We start from the raw sequence: 19,107 nt of genomic DNA, 5'->3' as shown, positions 1-19,107 counted from the left end.
CGGAACAGGCGCATGATCGAGGAGGAAGCCCTGGTGAGGGCACCCGCCCGCCCTCACGACACACCCCGAAGGAGGCCGCCGGATGGACCTGCCGTTCATCGTGGCCACGTTGACCAGACGGGGACTGCTCAACCCCGGACACCCCGTCCGGGTGGCCTCGCAACTCGCCGCGCTCCGTCGGTGGGGCTGGGGGATGGCCGGTGAGCTGCGGCAGGCCGCCGCCCGCGACCCGGACCGGATCGCCGTCGTCGACGAGCACGGCGACCAGCTCACCTACCGGCAGTTGCTGGACCGGGCCGAACGGCTGTCCCGGTCGATGCGCAGCGGGCTCGGGGTGCAGGCCGGCGACCGGGTGGGGCTGCTCTGCCGCAACCACCACGGCCTCATCGAGGGCATCGTCGCCGCCACCCTGCTCGGCGCGGACGCGGTGCTGGTCAACACCGGGCTCTCCGCCGCGCAGCTCGTCACCGTCGCCGAGGAGCAGCGGCTCAGGGTGCTGGTGCACGACAGCGAGTTCGCCGAGCGGATCCTCGGCGTCCCCGCCGAGGTGCGCCGGGTCGACGAACACGGCCTCGACGACCTGATCGCCGCCGCGCTCCCCGGCGACCGGCCGGCACCGCCCACGCAGGACGGCCGGACCATCGTGCTGACCTCCGGCACCACCGGCGCACCCAAGGGCGCCCGCCGGCCCGTACCCACCGGTTTCGGCCCGCTCGTGTCCATCATCGACCGCATCCCGCTGCACGCCCGGGACACCGTGCTGATCGCCGCCCCGATCTTCCACACCTGGGGGTACGCCGCACTCCAGGTCGCCTTCGCGCTACGCGCCACCATCGTGCTGCACCGCCGGTTCGACCCGGCCGCCACGCTGGACGCGCTCGTGACGCACCGGTGTCAGGCGCTCTTCGCCGTACCGGTGATGCTGCAACGCCTGCTCGACGTGCCGCCACCGGATCCCCGGCCGCCGCTGAAGGTGGTCGCGGTCAGCGGCTCGGCGCTGCCCGGTGGCCTCGCCACCCGGTTCATGGACAGCTACGGCGAGGTGATCTACAACCTGTACGGCTCGACGGAGGTCTCCTGGGCCGCCATCGCCGGCCCCGCCGAGCTGCGCCAGGCCCCCACCACCGCCGGCCGCCCGCCGCACGGCACCCGGCTGGAGATCGTCGACGACGCCGGGGAGCCGGTGCCGGCCGGGCGGGTCGGCCGGATCCTGGTGGGCAACGAGATGCTCTTCGAGGGCTACACCTCGGGCGTCCGCCGGGAGACCCACGACGGGCTGCTCGACACCGGCGACCTCGGCCGGGTCAACCACGAGGGTCTGCTCTTCGTCGACGGCCGGGCCGACGACATGATCGTCTCCGGTGGGGAGAACGTCTTCCCGTCCGAGGTCGAGGACCTCCTCGCCCGGCTGCCGCAGGTGCGCGAGGCCGCCGTGATCGGCGTGCCGGATCCGCAGTACGGGCAACGGCTCGCCGCCTTCCTCGCCCTGCACCCGGGCACCGCGCTCGACCCCGAGGCGGTACGCGAGTACGTCCGGCACTACCTGGCCCGGTTCTCCGTACCCCGGGATGTGATCTTCGTGAAGTACCTGCCGCGCAACGCCACCGGCAAGGTGCTCCCCCGGGAACTCCGCCGCTACTACGGCTGACGCCCGACCCGACGGGATAAAGACCCGCTCCGGGCGGGGCTGGCAGGGCAGGGCCTGGCAGGGCAGGGCCTGGCAGGGCAGGGCCTGGCAGGGCAGGGCCTGGCAGGGCAGGGCCTGGCAGGGCAGGGCCTGGCAGGGCAGGGCCTGGCAGGGCAGGGCCTGGCAGGGCAGGGCCTGGCAGGGCAGGGCCTGGCAGGGCAGGGCCTGGCAGGGCAGGGCCTGGCAGGGCAGGGCCTGGCAGGGCAGGGCCTGGCAGGGCAGGGCCTGGCAGGGCAGGGCCTGGCAGGGCAGGGCCTGGCAGGGCAGGGCCTGGCAGGGCAGGGCCTGGCAGGGCAGGGCCTGGCGGGTTAGGTCGATGAGCGGGGGTGCGGGCCGGCCCCGGCCGGTGACCCCGAGTCGACGATCGGGGTCGGGCGCGGGAGTCTCCCCGATGCCGCCGATCGCCGCGGCCGGCAGGCTCGACACCATGAAGATCATGAATCGGCGTACCGTGCTCGTCGCCACGACGCTCGGTGCCCTGCTCGCTGTCGCGGCACCCGGGACGGTCGCCGCAGCCCCCGCCGCCCGCTTTCAGTCCCCCGCCGCAACCGCCCGCGTTCCCTCCCCCGCCGCAGAGGCCGGTGACCGTCGCGGCGATCCGGGTTGCCGGCCCGGCACCCTCGACCCGGCCCCCCTCCAGCAGGCGATAGCCGGGCTGCCCGACGGCGACGCCACCAGCGCCCAGGTCAGGATCACCACGCCGGACGGCTGCTGGACCGGCACCAGCGGCGTGCGGGACCTGCACAGCCAGGCGCCCGTACCCCCGGACGCCCGGTTCCGGGCCGGCAGCGTCACCAAGGCCTTCACCGCCGCCCTGGTGCTGCAACTCGTCGCCGAGGGTCGGATCGGTCTCGACGCACCGGTGCAGCGGCTTCTCCCCGGGCTGCTCCCCGCCGGCTACCCGACCGTCACCGTCCGGCAGCTGCTCGACCACACCAGCGGCCTGCCCAGCCCCACCGTCCCCGACGGGATCGAGTGGCAGCTCGCCCACCGGTACGACCGGTGGACCCCGGAGCAGCTCGTCCGGCTCGGGCTCCACAACCCCCGCGAGTTCGACCCCGGCACGAAGCAGCACTACACCAACATGGGCTACATCGTCGCCGGGATGCTCATCGAGAAGGTCACCGGGCACTCGTACGCGACGGAACTGGACCGGCGCATCGCCCGGCCGCTCGGCCTGCGCGACACCTACGCGCCGGGGGACGACCCGCGTATCCGGGGACCGCACGCCCACGGTTACCAGGCCGTCGTCCGCGACGGTCGGACCGAACTGGTGGACGTGACCACCTGGAGCCAGACCTTCACCCCGGCCTCCGGCAACATCATCTCCAGCCTGACCGACCTGGACGTCTTCCTCACCGCGCTCTTCGCCGGGAGGGTGGTGCCGGCGGCACAGCTCACCACGATGTTCACCCTGCCGACCGTGCCGGACGTCGACGGCGGGCCGGCCCGCTACAGCGCCGGGCTCACCGCGTTCCCGCTGCCCGACGGCGACACCCTGTGGATCAAGACCGGTTCCCGGTACGGCTACCTCGCCGGCATCGCCTCCAGCCGGGACGGCCGGTTCCGGGTGGAGTACTCGATCACCGGCACCGACGCCAAGGGCGAGGAGCTCAGCGTCACCGCCCAACGGGTCATCGCCGCTGCCCTCGCCCTGCTCTGATCAGTCGGGGACGGTGATCCGGCCGTCGATCGCGGTGGCGGCGATGTCGCCACGGTGGTGCGAACCGGCCAGCTCGATGCCGCGTACCAGGGCGTAGGCAGCATCACGGGCGGCGGTCAGGTCGGGGCCGGTGGCCGTACCGCAGAGGACCCGGCCGCCGGCGGAGAGCAACGCGCCGTCGGCGACCCGGCGGGCGGTGCCGGCGTGGATGACGCCCGGGTGGTCGGCGCCGGTGATCACGTCACCGGTACGTGGCGCGGCCGGATAACCCTCGGCGGCGACCACCACGGTGACCGCCGCGCCGTCGCGCCAGCGCAGCGGCGGGTGCGCGGCCAGCGTGCCCGTCGCCGCGGCGTGCAGCAGCCCGGCCAGCGGGGTCTCCAGCAGCGCCAGCACCACCTGGGTCTCCGGATCACCGAACCGGGCGTTGAACTCGATCACCCGGGGGCCGGCGGCGGTGAGTGCCAGCCCGACATAGAGCAGACCGGCGAACGGGGTGCCCCGGCGACGCAGCTCGGCCAGCGTCGGGTGGACCACGTCGGCCATCACCTCGTCCACCAGGCCGGGCGGTGCCCACGGCAGCGGCGCGTACGCCCCCATGCCGCCGGTGTTCGGGCCGGCGTCGCCGTCGCCGACCCGCTTGAAGTCCTGCGCGGGCAGCAGCGGCAGGGCGGCCTCACCGTCGGTCACCACGAACAGGGACACCTCGGGGCCGGACAGGTACTCCTCGATCACCACCCGGCCGCACTCCTGCGCGTGCCGCAGCGCGGCGGCCCGGTCGTCGGTGACCACCACGCCCTTGCCGGCGGCCAGCCCGTCGTCCTTCACCACGTACGGCGTGCCGAACTCGTCCAGCGCCCGCCCGACACTCTCCGCGTCGGTACAGGTGTACGCGCGGGCGGTCGGCACCCCGGCCGCCGTCATGATCTCCTTGGCGAAGGTCTTGGAGCCCTCCAGCCGGGCCGCCTCGGCCGACGGCCCGAACACGGCCACGCCCTTGGCGCGTACCGCGTCGGCCACCCCGGCGACCAGCGGCGCCTCCGGCCCGATCACCACCAGGTCGGCACCGACCTCCACGGCCAACGCGGCCACCCCGGCGGGATCCACCGGATCGACCTGCCGCAGCTCCGCCAAGCCCGCGATCCCCGGGTTACCGGGCGCCGCGAACAGGGCCTCGACAGCCGGATCCTCGACCAACCCGAGGGCGAGCGCATGCTCCCGCCCGCCACCACCCAGAAGAAGTACGCGCACGGCGTCGAATCCTACCCACCACCCCCGAACCCCCACCCTCCCCGCCCTGCCCCCCCACCCCCCACCCCCACCCCCGCCCCTCCGCCCCCGCCCAGCCCCGCCCCGCCCTCGCTCCGCCCGGTGATCAAGAGGTTTGGGACAAGTTAGAGATCAACTTTGACGCAAATCTCTTGATCGATTGACGCAAACCTCTTGATCACCGGGAGGAGGGCAGAGTGGGCCGGGTGAGGGCCGGTGGGGCGGGGCTGCCGGGGTGAGGGCCGGTGGGGCGTGGGGCTGCCGGGGTGAGGGCCGGTGGGGCGTGGGGCTGCCGGGGTGAGGGCCGGCAGGGCGGGGCTGCCGGGGTGGGGGCCGGTGGGGTGGGGCTGCCGGGGTGGGTGGGGACTACCGGGGGTGGGCGGGTGGGTGCGTTGGGGGCCAGTGCGGGATGGTGGGGTGGACTGGGTGGCGGATGGTGGACATCGCCTGGCGGACCGTCTGGGGGATGTAGTCCGGGCGGAGAGCGTCGGACCAGGTGAATCGGAGGATCCTCCAGCCCGCGTTGACCAGCCGGTTCTGCCGACGGCGGTCGGCGAAGAGGGCTTCGGGCGTACCGTGTGGACCTGCCCCGTCGGTCTCGGCGATCAGCCGGGCGGCGCGCCAGGCCAGGTCACCGAGGCCGAGCAGGTGATCGTCCTCGTCACGGACCTCCAGTTGCAGCACGTCGGGTGGGACGCCACCGTCGACGCACCGCAACCGCGCCCAGGTCTCCAACGGTGACTGCGCCCGCCCGTCCGCCTCACCGAGGTGGCTCCTGGCCGCCGGGGCACCTCGTCGGCCCCGGACCAGCGCCGGCACGGTCGCCAGGCCCTCCGGGGTGACGAACCCCCGGTTCAACGCCGAGTCGAGCACGGACACCGCCGGATACCGGCCCAGCCGGAGGATCAGGTCGGTCACCGTACGCAATGGTGACGTGGCGGGGATGCCGCCCACGTCGACGATGTCGTCGGGGTCCACGGTCAGTTGATGGATCACGAGCGCGGAGTCGGTGCGTCGCTGCGGGCGGGGCCGGTCCACCGGTACCGAGACGTGGATGGCCGGGTGCCGGCGTGTTCCGGTGATGCCGTGCAGCTCCAGCGCGCTGCCGAGGACCGCGAAGGCACCCGGGCCGAGGCTGGTCACCGCCGCCCGGATGCGGACCCGGTCGGGTGTCGCGCCGGGCGGTCCCCCACCCGGCGCGAAGCAGCCACGGGACAGCCTCGTCCACCGGCCGGAGCGGCAGAGTTGTCTGATGCGGTCACGGGTCAGCCCGGCCGCCAGGGCCTGCCTGGTGGTGACCATCCCGTCCTGCCCGAGGGCAACACGGTGGATGAGTTCGAGCGGCATCACCGCCCCACCCTCACCCACCATCCACAAGAACGTCGACCCCTGTGGAAAACCCTGTGGACAACCAACCATCATCGATCGGTGACCAAGAGATTTACATCAATATCACGCGCCATCCCTGACCCAAACCTCTTGATCACCGCACACCAACCCGTCAGACACCGGTGATCAAGAGGTTTGGGTCAACCCGTCGCCGGATGTTGACGTAAAGCTCTTGATCACCGGGGCGAGCGGGGGGCGGGGAGGGGCGGGGGGTCAGGGGAGGAGGGGGTGGCGGACCACGTTTTCTTCGCGGCCGGGGCCTACACCGACCACGCTGACGCGGGTGCCGGTGATCTCCTCGATGCGGGCGATGTAGCGGCGGGCGTTCTCCGGCAACTCGTCCTCGGTGCGGGCCTTGCTGATGTCCTCCCACCAACCGTCGTGCTCTTCGTAGATCGGGGTGGCGTGGTGGAAGTCGGTCTGGGTCATCGGCATGTCGTCGAAACGCTCGCCGTTGATCTCGTACCCGATGCAGAGCGGGACCTTCGGCAGGCCGGTGAGCACGTCCAGCTTGGTGATGACCAGGTCGGTGACGCCGTTGAGGCGGCAGGAGTACCGGGCGACCACGGCGTCGAACCAGCCGCAGCGCCGCTCCCGGCCGGTGGTGGTGCCGTACTCGTGGCCGACCTTGCGCAGGTGCTGCCCGTTGTCGTCGAACAGCTCGGTCGGGAACGGGCCGGACCCGACCCGGGTGGTGTACGCCTTGCTCACCGCGATGACCCCGGTGATCGCGGTCGGCGGGATGCCCGCGCCCACGCACGCCCCACCGGCCGTCGGGTTCGACGAGGTCACGAAGGGGTAGGTGCCGTGGTCCATGTCGAGCATGGTGGCCTGGGCACCCTCCAGCAGCACCGTCTCACCCCGGTCGAGGGCGTCCCAGAGCATCACCCGGGTCTCCGCGATGTACGGCTTGAGCCGCTCCGCGTACCGCAGATACTCCTCGACGGTCTCCTCGACGTCGATCGCCTTGCGGTTGTAGACCTTGAACAGCAGCTGGTTCTTCTCCCGCAGGGCGAGTTCCAGCTTCTTGCGCAGGATGCCCGGGTCGAGCAGGTCCTGGAGCCGGATCCCCATCCGGGCGACCTTGTCGCCGTACGCCGGGCCGATGCCGCGCCCGGTGGTGCCGATCCGGGACGACCCGAGGTAGCGCTCCACCACCCGGTCCAGTGCCCGGTGGTGCGGCATGATCAGGTGCGCGTCGCCGGAGATCCGCAGCCGGGACACGTCCACCCCGCGCTCGGCGAGCCCGTCGATCTCGGCGAGCAGCACCTTCGGGTCGACCACCACCCCGTTGCCGATGACGATCATCGCGCTCGGGGAGAGCGCGCCCGACGGCATCAGGTGCAGCGCGTACTTCTGCCCGTCGGGTGTGATCACGGTGTGGCCGGCGTTGTTGCCGCCGGAGTAGCGCACCACGTAGTCGACCCGCTCACCCAGCAGGTCGGTAACCTTGCCCTTGCCCTCGTCGCCCCACTGAGCACCGATGAGCACGATCGCTGGCATCTTTTCCGCCTCCAGAAGGCTCGGGTGCCAGGTGGCGACCGGTTGGCGAGCCCGGGGTGTCAGGCTAACAAGTAGGAACGGCGTGGCCGGCAGGGGTTCGCGTCGGAAGGCAGGAGGCCCGGGGTGTACGACGTGGTGCTGCTCACTCTCGGCTCGGACCGGGACGCTCCCGGTGGGGGCTGCGGCAGTGGCGACGCCTGCTGTGGCGGTGCTCCCGAGGCCACCGGGAAACCGGCCGCGCCGCCGGACGGGGAGCGCTGCGAGACGCCGCGTGTGCCGGTGCTGGCCTGCGCGGACGCGCTGACCACCCGGGGTGCCCGGGTGGAGACCGTCACCGCCCGCTCCGACGCCGGGATCGACGAGGTGCTGGCCCGGCTGGACGCCCCGGCCCGCCCCGACGGCCTCACCTGGCCCGACCCGGACAGCAAGGTCCGGCTGGTGGTCGCCGCCGCCAGCGACGCCCAGTTGCGCGCCGTCGTGCGCCGGCTGGTCCGTCGGTACGCCCCACCGCCGAGCCGCCGCCCGGCCGAGCTGGCCGGCGACCGGACGCTGCCCGATCTGCCGCCGATCGGCGTACTCCCGCTCGACCCCGCCCGGGGTGGCCCGCACCGGGACCTGGCCGGGCAGCTCGGCCTGCCCCGGGATTCGGCGGCGGTGGCCACGGCGGTGCTCGACGGCCGCGTACGCCGGCTCGACCTGCTGCGCAACGACGGCGGTTCGGTGACCCTGGACGGCGCGTTGCTCGGCGCCGCCGACGACGCCGGCCGGCCGCTGCTCTGGCGCGGCCGGGTCGAGGTGGACGACGCGGTGCTCTCCGACGGCACGGACCCGATCCTGGCCTGTGCGATCGGCAACGCCGGCGGGTACGCCACCCTCGACTCGCTACCGCTGCTCACCGCCCCCGATCCGGCCGACGGTCTGGTGGAGGTCGCGGTGGCCGTTCCGGTGCCGACCCGCCCGACGTTGGGCAGGAAGAAGAAGGTCCGTTACGAGGTACGTCGGGCCCGGGGCCGGGCGGTGGCCGTGATCCCCCGCGACGACCGGGTGCCCTTCCTCGACGACGGGGCCGAGGGTGAGCTGAGCCGCAAGCGGTCCTGGTGGACCGAGCCCGCAGCCTGGGCGGTCTTCACGGGCTGACCACCACCCGCCCCCCGTCACCCGGCGTAGTGGGAACGGGACGCCTATCCTCGACGGGAGGAATGGAGAGGATCCGTGGTGGACGACAACGCCGACCGGGCAGGACCCTCCGGCCAGCAGCCTGGGCCGGGGCGGGACATCGAACCGCTCTGGCCGCCCGACCCGGCCGAACCGGTGCCCCAGTGGGCCAGCGAGCCCACCCCGGTGTACCCACCGACGGCGTACCCGTCGCTGGCCCTGGAAGTGCCGCCGGTCCCGCCCGACAGTGGCTGGACCCCGCCCGGCGATGGCTGGACGCCCGCCCACCAGGACCCCGCGCGGTTCCCCGCCCCGGATCCGCCGTACGGTTATGACGGCTTCCACGGGTACGGCACCCCGTCGGGCGACGGTCCGGTGGCCGCGTTCGACGATGCTCCCGCCCACGACGGCCGGCCCGGGTACGGCGATCTGACCCGCCACGAGGAACAGCCCCGGCGCGAGGAACAGCCCCGGCGCGACGGCCCACCGGGGTACGACGGTCGGCGTCCCAACTCCGGCGGTCTCCGGCCGGAGGCCGGGGGTAGCACGCCGGCCCGGCAACCGTCCACAGCCGCGTTCCGGCCGGAGGCCGGGGGTAGTACGCCGGCCCGACCGTCCACAGCCGGGTTCCGGCCGGAGGTCGGGGGTGTGGCTGGCCGGGAACCGTCCGCGGTGGTGCCGGACCAGGTCGGTGCGGTGGATCTCGATCTGCCCTTCAGTCTGGACCCGTCGCTCGCCGGCGCACCGTCACAGCCGGCCGGACCCACCCTCGGGCCTGCTCCGTCCACCGAGGCGGAACTGCCGGAAGGTGCACCTCACCCTGTCCCGTCGGCCCGTCCGAGCAATGGGAACGTCATGACCAACGGAACCGACCCGACCGAGTTGGATCTTGGAGGATTTCGGCCCCTGGAGGGGCCGAAATCCTCCAAGATCCACGAGCCTGATCCAGCTACGACGGGTCTGGCGGCGGTGCCGGCCCAGCACGCCGGCCGGGGCGAATCCCCCTGGGCGCTACCGCCTCAGCGCGTCTCGGTCGGTGTCGACGACGTGGCCGGTGCCGCCGTGCCGGTTCGCGCGGTCAGCCAACCGTCGGCGGCGGTGCCCGGTCCGTCGCCGTCGGAACCGGCACCGTCGGTCGACCACCCACCGGAGGCAGGCGTGACGGTCGTCCCCCCGTACCCGGCACCCGACGCGTCCCTGCCCCAGGCACCGGTCTCACCATCGCCTCCTCCCACCGTGCCCGACCCGACCGGAACCGGACCGACACAGGCCCATCCGACCGAACCCGGACCGGCGCAGGCCGGCCAGACCGGAACCGCCACGACACAGGCCCATCCGACCGAACCCGGACCGGCGCAGGCCGGCCAGACCGGAACCGCCACGACACAGGCCGACCCCACCGGACCCGGACCGGAACACGCCGGTCCGAGCCGATCCGACCCGGGCGAAGGCAGCCCGACCGGCACCGGACCGGTGGTTCCCGGGTCACTCCGGCCGGGGTCGACGGGACCGACGGGACCGGTGCCGCCCGGGCAGCAGTCGCCCGAGCAGCAGTCGCCCGGCGGCTGGTACCGGCCGTCCTGGCCGGAACAGCCGACCCCGGGCGGGACGCCCGCGCCGGCGTATCCCGACCCGGCAGCCCTCGCCGGGTACCCGGATCTGGGGTGGTCGCCGGAGAGTGGGATCGCGCCGACCGCCGAGGACTTCGCCCGCCGTCGCCAGATCAGGCCGGCCGACCCGGTCGCCACGATGGGCGTCCGCGCCATGGTCAACAAGATCGGCCTGGTGAAACTCCCGCCGGGGCAGCACGAGCAGGAGGTCAAGCGGGACATCGAGATGGTGCGCCGCAACTTCGGCGGGCTGCGCCAGGTGACAGTGGTCAACCCCAAGGGCGGCGCCGGCAAGACCGTGGCCATCCTGCTGCTCGCGATGACCTTCGGGCAGAAGCGCGGCGGTTACGTGCTGGCCTGGGACAACAACGAGACCCAGGGCACCCTGGGCATGCGGGCGCAGCAGGACTTCCACTCCCGTACCGTCCGGGACATGCTGCGGGACCTCGGGCAGTTCCAGGGGCCGCACGGCCGGATCGGCGACCTGTCGCAGTACGTCCGCTCCCAGGGCGAGGGCATGTTCGACGTGCTCGCCTCGGACGAGTCGGCGACCGGCGGCGAGATGCTGACGGCGGCGGCGTTCGCCGAGATCCGCGAGGTGGTGAGCCGGTTCTACAAGCTCATCTTCGTGGACACCGGGAACAACGTCCGGGCACAGAACTGGCAGGCCGCGATGGACGCCACCGACCATCTGGTGGTCACCATGTCGGCCCGTAACGACTCGGCGGAGACGGCCGCCCGGATGCTCGACCACCTGGAGCAGAGCGGCCGGCAGCGGCTCGTCCGGCAGGCGGTCACGGTGGTGTCCATGCCGCCGTCCCGCAAGGAGATCGACCTGCCGGCCATCCAGGAACACTTCGCCGCCCGGACCAGGGCGGTGCTGCTCGCGCCGTACGAGCGGCTGATCGACACCGGCGAGCCGATCCGGTACGGCGGGCTCTCCTCCGCCACCCGGGACGCCTGGTTGAAGATCGCCGCCGCGGTGGCCGAAGGGCTCTGAACCACCCCGGACCCCGGACCCCGACAGCCCGCCACGGTCCCCGGACCGGACGCCCCGCCCTGGTTCCCGGACCCCGACGGCCCGCCCCGACTGGAGTCGGGGCGGGCCGCACGACAGGGTGAGGCCGTCGGGCGGGTCAGGCGCTGGCGAGGGCGTCCCCGGCCGCCGGGTCGCAGTCGCGGAGGAACTGGGCACACCGGGCGGCCTCGTCCGCCTCGCCGATCTCCCCGGCGGCCCGGGACAGCACGTAGAGGCAGCGGAGGAAGCCCTCGTTCGGGGCGTGCGACCACGGGACCGGGCCGTGCCCCTTCCAGCCGTTGCGCCGCAACTGGTCCAGACCGCGGTGGTAACCGGTGCGGGCGTACGCGTAGGCCGCGATCACCGCGCCGCTGTCGAGGGCCCGGGTGGCCAGCGCCGCCCAGGCCGCGCTGTGGGTGGGGAAGCGGGCCGCGACCTCGGCGTACGCCTCGTCGGTGCCCGTTTCCGCGGCGGCGGCCAGAGCGGCGTCCGCCTCTTCGTGGGCGGGCAGGAGGGTGGCCGGAGGCTCAGGCAACAGGTTCTGCATCGCCCCATTCAACCCGCTTCGCACCGCGCGGCGCGAGGGGGTCGGGTGGGTACGCTGGCTGAACGGCGGAGGTCTGGATCACGCCTGTGACCTGATCGGGTGAACCGTCGGTCCGATCGGGTGAACCGTCGGCCGACGGTACCGGCCCGGCGGCCCCACCGGTGGACCTCCCGGCTCGGATGGTCGATCCCGGCGGTCGCCGTCGGCCGACCCTGTGGCCCATGCCGCCCGGTAATTTTTTCCACTACAACTATGGGTCCGGAGCCTCCCCAGGACCCGGTTACGCAGGAGCCCGGTGGCCTCGGTCACCGGGCTCCTGTCGTCGTACCCCGGTCGCCGCGCGGTGGTGGCGGGCTGGGGGCAGGATGGCGGGGTGCCGACCCCACCTCCCGCGGACGTCCTCGCGCCGCACGACACCAGTCATGACGAGATCGAGACCCGGGCCGAGTTCGACCGCCACCTGGTCGCCGGCAGCCTCGCCGGGTTGACCGTGCAGGGGCTCCGCCTCGATCTCGATCCGATTCCCGACCTCACCGCCACCGACGTGGCCGGCACCCTCTTCGTGGGCTGCCGGTTCGCCGGTCGGGAGGTGGGGGCCGACCTGGTCCGGCGCGGGGCGAACGTGGTCCCGCCCTTCTCGGGCCTGCCCTACCCGACCCAACCGGCCCACCTCTACACCCCGACCGACCTGGCCGAAGGGTTCGCCGACGCCGGGTTCGCCGGCATGTACGACACCCGGGTCTACGACCATTTCCGCGCCCACGGCGGCGCCCTGCCGGACGTGAAGGAGGCGCTCGGTCAGCGGCTGCACGACCACGGGGTGGACAACGCCCTGGCCGACGCGACCCGCACCTGGCTGGCCACCCACGGGCCACAGTCGGTGGTGGGGGTGATGGGCGGGCACGCGGTGCCGCGCGGCAGTGCGCCGTACCGGATGGCGGCGGTGCTGGGCTGGGAGCTGGCGCGGGCCGACCGGCTGGTGGTGACCGGTGGCGGCCCGGGGGTGATGGAGGCGGCCAACCTGGGCGCGTTCCTCGCGGCCCGGCCGGCACGGGAGCTGGACTCCGCGATCGACCTGCTGGCGGTGGCCCCCGACTTCACCGACCACGACCGGTACACGGCCGCCGCGCTGGCGGTCCGGGACCGCTACGCCGCCACGGTGCCGCAGCAGCGCGGCCCCGGCCTGGACTGGGCCCGGTCCGGCGGGCTGGCCATCCCCACCTGGCTGTACGGGCACGAGCCGGCGAACCTGTTCGCCGGCCGGATCGCCAAGTACTTCTCCAACGCCATCCGGGAGGACACCATCCTGCGGTTGGCCCGGGGCGGGATCGTCTTCGCGCCCGGCCGGGCCGGCACCGTGCAGGAGGTGTTCCAGGCGGCGACGAAGACGTACTACGGCACGGACGGGGCGAGCGGCGCGTACGTCTTCCTGGACCGGGCGTACTGGACCGGGGAGCTGCCGATCGAGTCGCTGCTGCGGCCGCTGTTCGCCGGCTCGCCGTTCGGTGACCTGTCCGGCAGCATCCACCTCACCGACGACGTGCGGGAGGCGGTCCGGGTCCTCACCGCGACCGCCTGACGTCCGCCCCGGCCACCGCCGCGAACGCCGGACAACGCCCGGTCGCCGCCGCGAACGCCGGACAGCGTCCCCGGCCACCGCCACGACCACCCGACAGCCGTCCCGGTCACCGCTGTGAACGCCGACGGCCGGCTCCCCGGGCGGGGAGCCGGCCGTCGGCGGAACAGGCGGAAGGGTCACTTCATCCGGGTGCCGGTGGAGCGCAGGTGCTCGCACGCCTCGACGACCCGGGCGGCGAGACCGGCCTCGGCCAGCTTGCCCCAGGTACGCGGGTCGTACTGCTTCTTGTTGCCGACCTCACCGTCGATCTTGAGTACGCCGTCGTAGTTGCGGAACATGTGGTCCGCGACCGGCCGGGTGAACGCGTACTGGGTGTCGGTGTCGATGTTCATCTTCACCACGCCGTAGTCGAGCGCCTCCCGGATCTCCTCCAGCAGCGAGCCGGAGCCGCCGTGGAAGACCAGGCTGAGCGGCTTCTCCTTGCCGTACTTGGCGCCGACCGCCTCCTGGATCTGGTTGAGGATCTCCGGGCGGAGCTTGACGTTGCCCGGCTTGTAGACGCCGTGCACGTTGCCGAAGGTCAGCGCCGCCATATAGCGGCCCTTCTCGCCCAGGCCCAGCGCCTCGACCATGGCCAGGCCGTCCTCGACGGTGGTGTAGAGCTTGTCGTTGATGGCGTTCTCGACGCCGTCCTCCTCGCCACCGACGACACCGACCTCGATCTCCAGGACGATCTTGCCCTTGGCGGCCTCGTCGAGGAGCTGGGCGGCGATCTCCAGGTTCTCCGCCACCGGCACGGCCGAGCCGTCCCACATGTGCGACTGGAACAGCGGCTCCTGGCCGCCCTTCACCCGCTCCTGGGAGATGGCCATCAGCGGCCGGACGAAGCCGTCCAGCTTGTCCTTCGGGCAGTGGTCGGTGTGCAGCGCCACGTTGACCGGGTACTTCTTGGCCACCTCGTGCGCGTACGCGGCGAACGCCACCGCGCCGGTCACCATGTCCTTGACCGACGGGCCGGACAGGTACTCCGCGCCACCGGTGGAGACCTGGATGATGCCGTCGCTCTCCGCGTCGGCGAAGCCCTTCAGCGCCGCGTTCAGGGTCTGCGACGAGGTCACGTTGATCGCGGGGTACGCGTACCGGCCGGCCTTGGCCCGGTCCAGCATCTCCGCGTAAGCCTCGGGGGAAGCGATGGGCATGTGAAAAGCTCCTTAACTTACCGCTCTCGGCCGCGCTGGCCGCTGACTTCCATCGGTGCGCCGGACCGCGCTGTCCACCGTCGGCAGTATCCCGCAGGAGGCGGCGGCGGACACCACCGCCCCGGCGACCGTCCACCGGTCGGCCTCACCGGGTCTCCCGACGGTCCGGCACGACGACGCTGATCAGCCAGGTCACCACGGCCATCACGATGGCACCCCAGAAGGCGGCCCAGAAACCGTCCACCCGGAACGGCAGGTCGAGGGCGCGGGCGATCCGGTCGGTCAGCAGGAACAGCAGCGCGTTCACGACCAGCGCGAACAACCCCAGGGTGAGCAGGTAGAACACGCAGCCGACCACCTTGATCACCGGCTTGAGCACCGCGTTGACCACGCCGAAGATCAGCGCCACCACCAGCAGGGTGAGGACGGTGTTCGCACCGTTGCGCCCGGAGACGTCGACCCCGGGCACGATCAGCGTGGTGACCCACAGCGCGATCGCCGTGATCACCAGTCGGATCAGGAAGCCCACCGGCCCATCCTGGCACCGCCCGGTCGTCCCGGTGGGGCGTTCCGGTGTTCCCGCGCCTCCGGGCGACCGCCCCCACCAGCCCGTACGGTGGACGGGTAGGCCACCGGAAGCAGGGAGGGACGATGGCTCAGCCCGACGAGGACTTCACCCCGACGGACCACCTCGACCCGGAGGAGCGCGACCCCGAGGCCGAGCCGGCCGACGCGGTGGAGCAGGCCGCCGTGATCGGCCCGGACGAGACCGACGCCGAGCCGCACCGGGGCCTGGAGGTCGACGACTGGGACGCGATGGAGCAGGCCCGGGTGGTCACCGCCGACGAGGACGACTACCGCTGACGGCGGGAGGCCACCGGCGCGGCGGGGCGACGCGCGATGCGGTCAGCGTGAGAGGCTGACCACTTTCCGCAACCTCCCGGGAGGACAGCCCATGCCCCGGCATCACCTGAAGCGGTGCTTCGCCGCACTCGCCGCCGCCTGCGCACTCGCCGCCGCCGTCCCCACCGGCGGGGTTGCCGCCGCCACCACCGCCGGGAAGCTGCAGGTCGACTCCCGGAACCTGCTGGTCGCCCCGGGGCACAGCGGCACAGGCAACGTCCGGGTCCAGTTCAGTGCCGGCCACATCGCCCGCAAAGGCATCATGCTCCATGTCGACCTGGACCTGTCCGAAGTGAACGCGATCGGCACCGTCACCGCGGGAAGCCGCGGCTGGGGCTGCGGACGCCACGGGTTGAAGCTGCGCTGCATCGCCCAGTTCGACCAGGGAGGCCGGGCACCCACCCTGCTCTTCCAGGTGGCGGCCCGCTCCGATGCGCCACTGGACTCGCGGGTCGCCCTGCCCATCGTCGCCACGTCGGTCGGGGTCAGCGCCACCCGCACCGTCACGGTCGGCGTCACCGGGGCCACGGATCTGCAGACCGCGCCGACGACCGCGCTGAGCGCCGACCCCGGTGACTGGGTCGAACTGACCAGCACCGTACGCAACGCCGGGCCCGACCCGGTACGCGGCGTCGTGCTCACCCTGCACACCGACTGGCTAGTGAAGTACGGCGGCGAGTTCCGCAACTGCCGGTTCCAGGAAGGCACCCCGCTCATCTGCCACTTCGACACCGAACTCGAACCGGGCGTCACCTACCGGTTCTCCGAGCCGCTGCCGTTCAGCACCTACCGGATCGCCCGAACCGGTCTGGTGGTGACCAACCGGCTCCAGTGGTGGACCGCCGACGACTGGGCACTGGTCGAGAAGGAGCCGAGCGAGCCGCTACCGCCCACCACCCCCGGCACCGGTGGCGAGCTGCGCCTGGTACCGCAGAACGCGGCAGCCCGGACCGACACCGACACCTCGAACAACTGGACGGACGTCCGCCTGACCTTCACCGGCAACCAACCGGCCGACACCGCAGCCGTCGGCGACCAGGCCCGGGCACGGGTCGGCGACCAGGTGAAGGTCACGGTCGGGCTCCGCAACCTGGGGCCGGGGGTGGTGGAGACGTGGCGGGAGATGCCTCTGGTGCGGCTCGCCATCCCCGAAGGCACGACGGCGGTCGCCGTGCCGTGGGGGTGCCGCCCGGACATCGACGGGAACTGGCCTGGCGGCGAGGACGGCCAGCCGGGCGCCCGGGCCTACATGTGCAGCGGTCCCGGGGATGGCGCCTGGCCCGAGCAGACCATCCCGTACGAGTTCACCCTGCACGTCGACCGGCTTACCCGCCGGGTCACCGGGGCGGTGACCGTCGACGTCGACGCCGACACCGACCCCCGCAACGACCGGGCGGAGATCGTGATCCTGCCGGCCGCCGACGGTGGCGGCGCCGGAGATCCGGACGGTGACGGTTCGCTGCCGATCACCGGCAGCGCCGTCTCCTCCACTGTCGCCCTGGGTGGGCTGCTGCTCGCCGTCGGCCTCGGCGGCTACCTGCTGGTCCGCCGTCGCAGGACCCGCTTCGTCGCCTGATCCTCCTCCACCATCCATCCCGTCGGCGACCCGGTCCGGCGGGTCGCCGCAACCGTCCACGGAGCCGACCCGGCCGTTGTGTCGGTTCAGCCCGCCGTTCGGCCCCTCTCTCGACCCGCGCGGCATCACGGGCAGCACGGGAAGCGCGAGATCCATAGGATTCGCAGGCTTCACCGCTCACCCACGGGAGGAAATCCATGATGCTCAAGCACTCGACCCGGCGCTGGCTCGCCGGGCTGAGCGTGGCCGGAGCATTCGTCGCCGCCTCGGCCACCCCGGCGTCGGCCGAGAGCGCGAAGGTCAATCTGGGCGTCTACTTCGATGACACGACCGTCGCACTCGGCTCCGAAGGCAAGATGAACTCGCCCACGCTGCACAGCTCCGTGCCGGCCGTCCTGCGCGGCCTGAGCGTGCGCTACGACTTCGCCGGGCTCAGCGGAAAGGTGACGGTCAATCCGGAGAACGTGGGCAGCGGTGACTGCACCTCGCCGCAGCAGGGCGTCCTGGTCTGCACCGACCCATTCGAGGTCGAGCTCGAGGATTGGGGCATCGGCGGCTACTTCAACGTCGTCATCGCGCCGACCGCCGACGCCCAGGACGGCGACAGCGGCGACCTGAAGGTGACGGTCAGCGCGGACGGTGCCAAGTCGGCCAGCCACACCGCCAAGGTCCGGGTCGGCGAGGGCGTCGACCTCGCCGGCAGCGCCGAGGCGACGCGGTCCACGGCCCCCGGTGGGAGTTTCACCGCCCCGCTGACGGTGCAGAACGTCGGGCAGAGCACCGTCAAGGGTGCCGTGGCGGTCTTCGACCACGACCGGGCCATCCACCCCGGCAAGAAGTACCGCAACTGCACCTACGAGGGTGACCAGCTGCGCACGTGCAGCTTCACCGACCTCGTCGCGGCTCCCGGCGAGAGCTGGACCGCTGACGTCCCGTACCTGCTCGGCAAGGACGCCTACGCCCCGGGCCGCAGCTACGGCTACCACAACTGGATGACGGTGGCGGAGTTCGAGGACTTCACGACGTACCTGGCGCATCTGGGCGTCTCGATCGGCAAGCCCGGCGACGGCGGTGAACTCAGCCTGGACAAGGGCGGCAACCGGCGGGGTCTCCAGTCCGACACCGACCCGTACAACAACTGGTCCGGCATGGTGGTCAAGGCCACCGGTAAGAACGGGACGGACCTGGCCGCGATCGGCAACTCGGTGAAGGGCAAGGCCGGTCAGTTGGTCGGTGCCACCGTCGGCGTCCGTAACGACGGACCGGCGTCGCTGGACTTCAGCCGTAGCGGCACCCCCGTCACCAAGGTGGACGTCGTCCTGCCGACCGGCACCACCGCCGTCGAGGTGCCCGACACCTGCATGCCCTTCGACGATGGCGACGCGGACTGGTCGGAGGCCGGCACGCCTGGCGCCAAGGCGTACCGCTGCCTCCCTGACGTCTACCTCGCCGTGGACGAGAAGCAGACCTTCCCGTTCGGCCTGCGGATCGACAAGGTGGTCCCGGACGCCGCAGGCACCGTGACGATCAACGCCAAGTGCGCGTGCGACGGGTTCACCGAGGACACCAACGCGGCCAACGACGTCACGAAGCTGCTCGTCAACGCGACCGGCCCCGACGGCGGCACGGACGGCCCCGGCGGGGGTGACGGGGGCGCGGGCGCCGGTGACGGTGGCCCGCTTCCGATCACCGGCAGCTCGACGGCCCTGGTAGGTGGGGTCGGCGCGCTGTTGCTCGCCGCCGGTGCCGCCGGCTACCTGGTGGCCCGCCGCCGCCGGACCCGCTTCGTGGCCTGATCTCCGCTGCACCTCCGACGCCCCGCCGACCCGCCCGGGTCGGCGGGACGTCGCGTTGCACCGCCCGCGCACCCGACCGGGCCGGCCCGCCGGGCGTTGCGCGCCGCCGCCCGCGCACCCGGACCACTGAAGCCCCGACCCGGGCACCCGGCCCGCTGAGGCCCCGATAGCGGCGGCCCCGGGGAGCGACGGTCCCTGGGGAAATGAGGACGA

At 72.8% G+C, this 19,107-nt stretch carries 14 protein-coding genes; 8 read left to right on the top strand and 6 right to left on the bottom strand.

The genetic code is table 11. From position 1 onward, the window contains the following. Window positions 1–82 precede the first annotated feature (82 nt). The gene (locus O7625_RS08295) at window positions 83–1,648 is read left to right on the top strand and encodes an AMP-binding protein (RefSeq protein WP_282345291.1); all 1,566 of its coding nucleotides are present in this window, start codon (window positions 83–85) and stop codon (window positions 1,646–1,648) included. A gap of 466 nt (window positions 1,649–2,114) precedes the next feature. Then, the gene (locus O7625_RS08290) at window positions 2,115–3,350 is read left to right on the top strand and encodes a serine hydrolase domain-containing protein (RefSeq protein ID WP_282345290.1); all 1,236 of its coding nucleotides are present in this window, start codon (window positions 2,115–2,117) and stop codon (window positions 3,348–3,350) included. Here the strand turns inward: O7625_RS08290 and purD are convergent, their stop codons facing one another. The 3 genes from purD to O7625_RS08275 form a co-directional block, all read right to left on the bottom strand. Then, window positions 3,351–4,601 (bottom strand): phosphoribosylamine--glycine ligase, encoded by a 1,251-nt coding sequence (gene purD, locus O7625_RS08285; protein WP_282345289.1) that lies wholly within the window; start codon window positions 4,599–4,601, stop codon window positions 3,351–3,353. It lies immediately after the preceding gene. Window positions 4,602–4,985: 384 nt separating this feature from the next. Continuing rightward, window positions 4,986–5,966 carry a type IV toxin-antitoxin system AbiEi family antitoxin domain-containing protein gene (locus O7625_RS08280; RefSeq protein ID WP_282345287.1) on the bottom strand — a complete coding sequence of 327 codons (981 nt, stop codon included), beginning with the start codon at window positions 5,964–5,966 and terminating at the stop codon, window positions 4,986–4,988. 255 nt (window positions 5,967–6,221) lie between these two features. Further along, complete coding sequence (locus tag O7625_RS08275) at window positions 6,222–7,511, bottom strand: adenylosuccinate synthase (RefSeq protein WP_067310033.1); 1,290 nt, start codon at window positions 7,509–7,511, stop codon at window positions 6,222–6,224. 123 nt (window positions 7,512–7,634) lie between these two features. Here O7625_RS08275 and O7625_RS08270 point away from each other — a divergent pair, with 123 nt between their 5' ends. Both O7625_RS08270 and O7625_RS08265 read left to right on the top strand, forming a co-directional pair. After that, entirely contained in the window at window positions 7,635–8,648 is a 1,014-nt protein-coding gene (locus O7625_RS08270) for a hypothetical protein (protein WP_282345286.1), read from the top strand. An 873-nt stretch (window positions 8,649–9,521) separates the two neighbouring features. Further along, on the top strand, window positions 9,522–11,276 hold the full coding sequence (locus O7625_RS08265) for a chromosome partitioning protein (protein ID WP_282345285.1): 1,755 nt from the start codon (window positions 9,522–9,524) through the stop codon (window positions 11,274–11,276). 136 nt (window positions 11,277–11,412) lie between these two features. Here the strand turns inward: O7625_RS08265 and O7625_RS08260 are convergent, their stop codons facing one another. Further along, window positions 11,413–11,841, bottom strand: coding sequence for a DUF3151 domain-containing protein (locus tag O7625_RS08260; RefSeq protein ID WP_067310022.1), 429 nt, complete (start codon window positions 11,839–11,841; stop codon window positions 11,413–11,415). Window positions 11,842–12,214: 373 nt separating this feature from the next. Between O7625_RS08260 and O7625_RS08255 the strand changes: the two genes are divergently transcribed. Beyond that, window positions 12,215–13,420, top strand: a complete 1,206-nt coding sequence (locus O7625_RS08255; protein WP_282346856.1) for a hypothetical protein — start codon at window positions 12,215–12,217, stop codon at window positions 13,418–13,420. A 176-nt stretch (window positions 13,421–13,596) separates the two neighbouring features. Here the strand turns inward: O7625_RS08255 and fbaA are convergent, their stop codons facing one another. Further along, window positions 13,597–14,619: a class II fructose-bisphosphate aldolase gene (fbaA, locus tag O7625_RS08250; protein ID WP_282345284.1), complete on the bottom strand. Its 1,023-nt coding sequence runs from the start codon at window positions 14,617–14,619 to the stop codon at window positions 13,597–13,599. 145 nt (window positions 14,620–14,764) lie between these two features. Beyond that, the gene (locus O7625_RS08245) at window positions 14,765–15,148 is read right to left on the bottom strand and encodes a phage holin family protein (RefSeq protein WP_282345283.1); all 384 of its coding nucleotides are present in this window, start codon (window positions 15,146–15,148) and stop codon (window positions 14,765–14,767) included. Between the two features lie 122 nt (window positions 15,149–15,270). Here O7625_RS08245 and O7625_RS08240 point away from each other — a divergent pair, with 122 nt between their 5' ends. The 3 genes from O7625_RS08240 (at window position 15,271) to O7625_RS08230 (ending at window position 18,894) form a co-directional block, all read left to right on the top strand. Then, a complete protein-coding gene (locus tag O7625_RS08240) occupies window positions 15,271–15,483 on the top strand; it encodes a hypothetical protein (RefSeq protein ID WP_067310009.1) in 213 nt (70 codons plus the stop codon). 91 nt (window positions 15,484–15,574) lie between these two features. Beyond that, a complete protein-coding gene (locus tag O7625_RS08235; protein WP_282345282.1) occupies window positions 15,575–17,098 on the top strand; it encodes an LPXTG cell wall anchor domain-containing protein in 1,524 nt (507 codons plus the stop codon). Window positions 17,099–17,295: 197 nt separating this feature from the next. Then, a complete protein-coding gene (locus O7625_RS08230) occupies window positions 17,296–18,894 on the top strand; it encodes an LPXTG cell wall anchor domain-containing protein (RefSeq protein ID WP_348773993.1) in 1,599 nt (532 codons plus the stop codon). The last annotated feature ends 213 nt before the right edge of the window (window positions 18,895–19,107 follow it).

This window comes from Micromonospora sp. WMMD714 (genome assembly GCF_029581315.1).
Lineage (GTDB): Bacteria > Actinomycetota > Actinomycetes > Mycobacteriales > Micromonosporaceae > Micromonospora > Micromonospora rifamycinica.
The sequence above is the reverse complement of the archived record's forward strand: the minus strand, read 5'-3'. Positions and strand labels throughout refer to the sequence as shown.

Excerpts from the sequence above, each read along its gene's own strand:
- O7625_RS08295 (WP_282345291.1), top strand. The coding sequence starts at position 83 with ATGGACCTGCCGTTCATCGTGGCCACGTTGACCAGACGGGGACTGCTC.
- O7625_RS08290 (WP_282345290.1), top strand. The coding sequence starts at position 2,115 with ATGAAGATCATGAATCGGCGTACCGTGCTCGTCGCCACGACGCTCGGT.
- O7625_RS08280 (WP_282345287.1), bottom strand. The coding sequence starts at position 5,966 with ATGCCGCTCGAACTCATCCACCGTGTTGCCCTCGGGCAGGACGGGATG.
- O7625_RS08275 (WP_067310033.1), bottom strand. The coding sequence starts at position 7,511 with ATGCCAGCGATCGTGCTCATCGGTGCTCAGTGGGGCGACGAGGGCAAG.
- O7625_RS08265 (WP_282345285.1), top strand. The coding sequence starts at position 9,522 with ATGACCAACGGAACCGACCCGACCGAGTTGGATCTTGGAGGATTTCGG.
- O7625_RS08260 (WP_067310022.1), bottom strand. The coding sequence starts at position 11,841 with ATGCAGAACCTGTTGCCTGAGCCTCCGGCCACCCTCCTGCCCGCCCAC.
- fbaA (WP_282345284.1), bottom strand. The coding sequence starts at position 14,619 with ATGCCCATCGCTTCCCCCGAGGCTTACGCGGAGATGCTGGACCGGGCC.
- O7625_RS08240 (WP_067310009.1), top strand. The coding sequence starts at position 15,271 with ATGGCTCAGCCCGACGAGGACTTCACCCCGACGGACCACCTCGACCCG.
- O7625_RS08235 (WP_282345282.1), top strand. The coding sequence starts at position 15,575 with ATGCCCCGGCATCACCTGAAGCGGTGCTTCGCCGCACTCGCCGCCGCC.
- O7625_RS08230 (WP_348773993.1), top strand. The coding sequence starts at position 17,296 with ATGATGCTCAAGCACTCGACCCGGCGCTGGCTCGCCGGGCTGAGCGTG.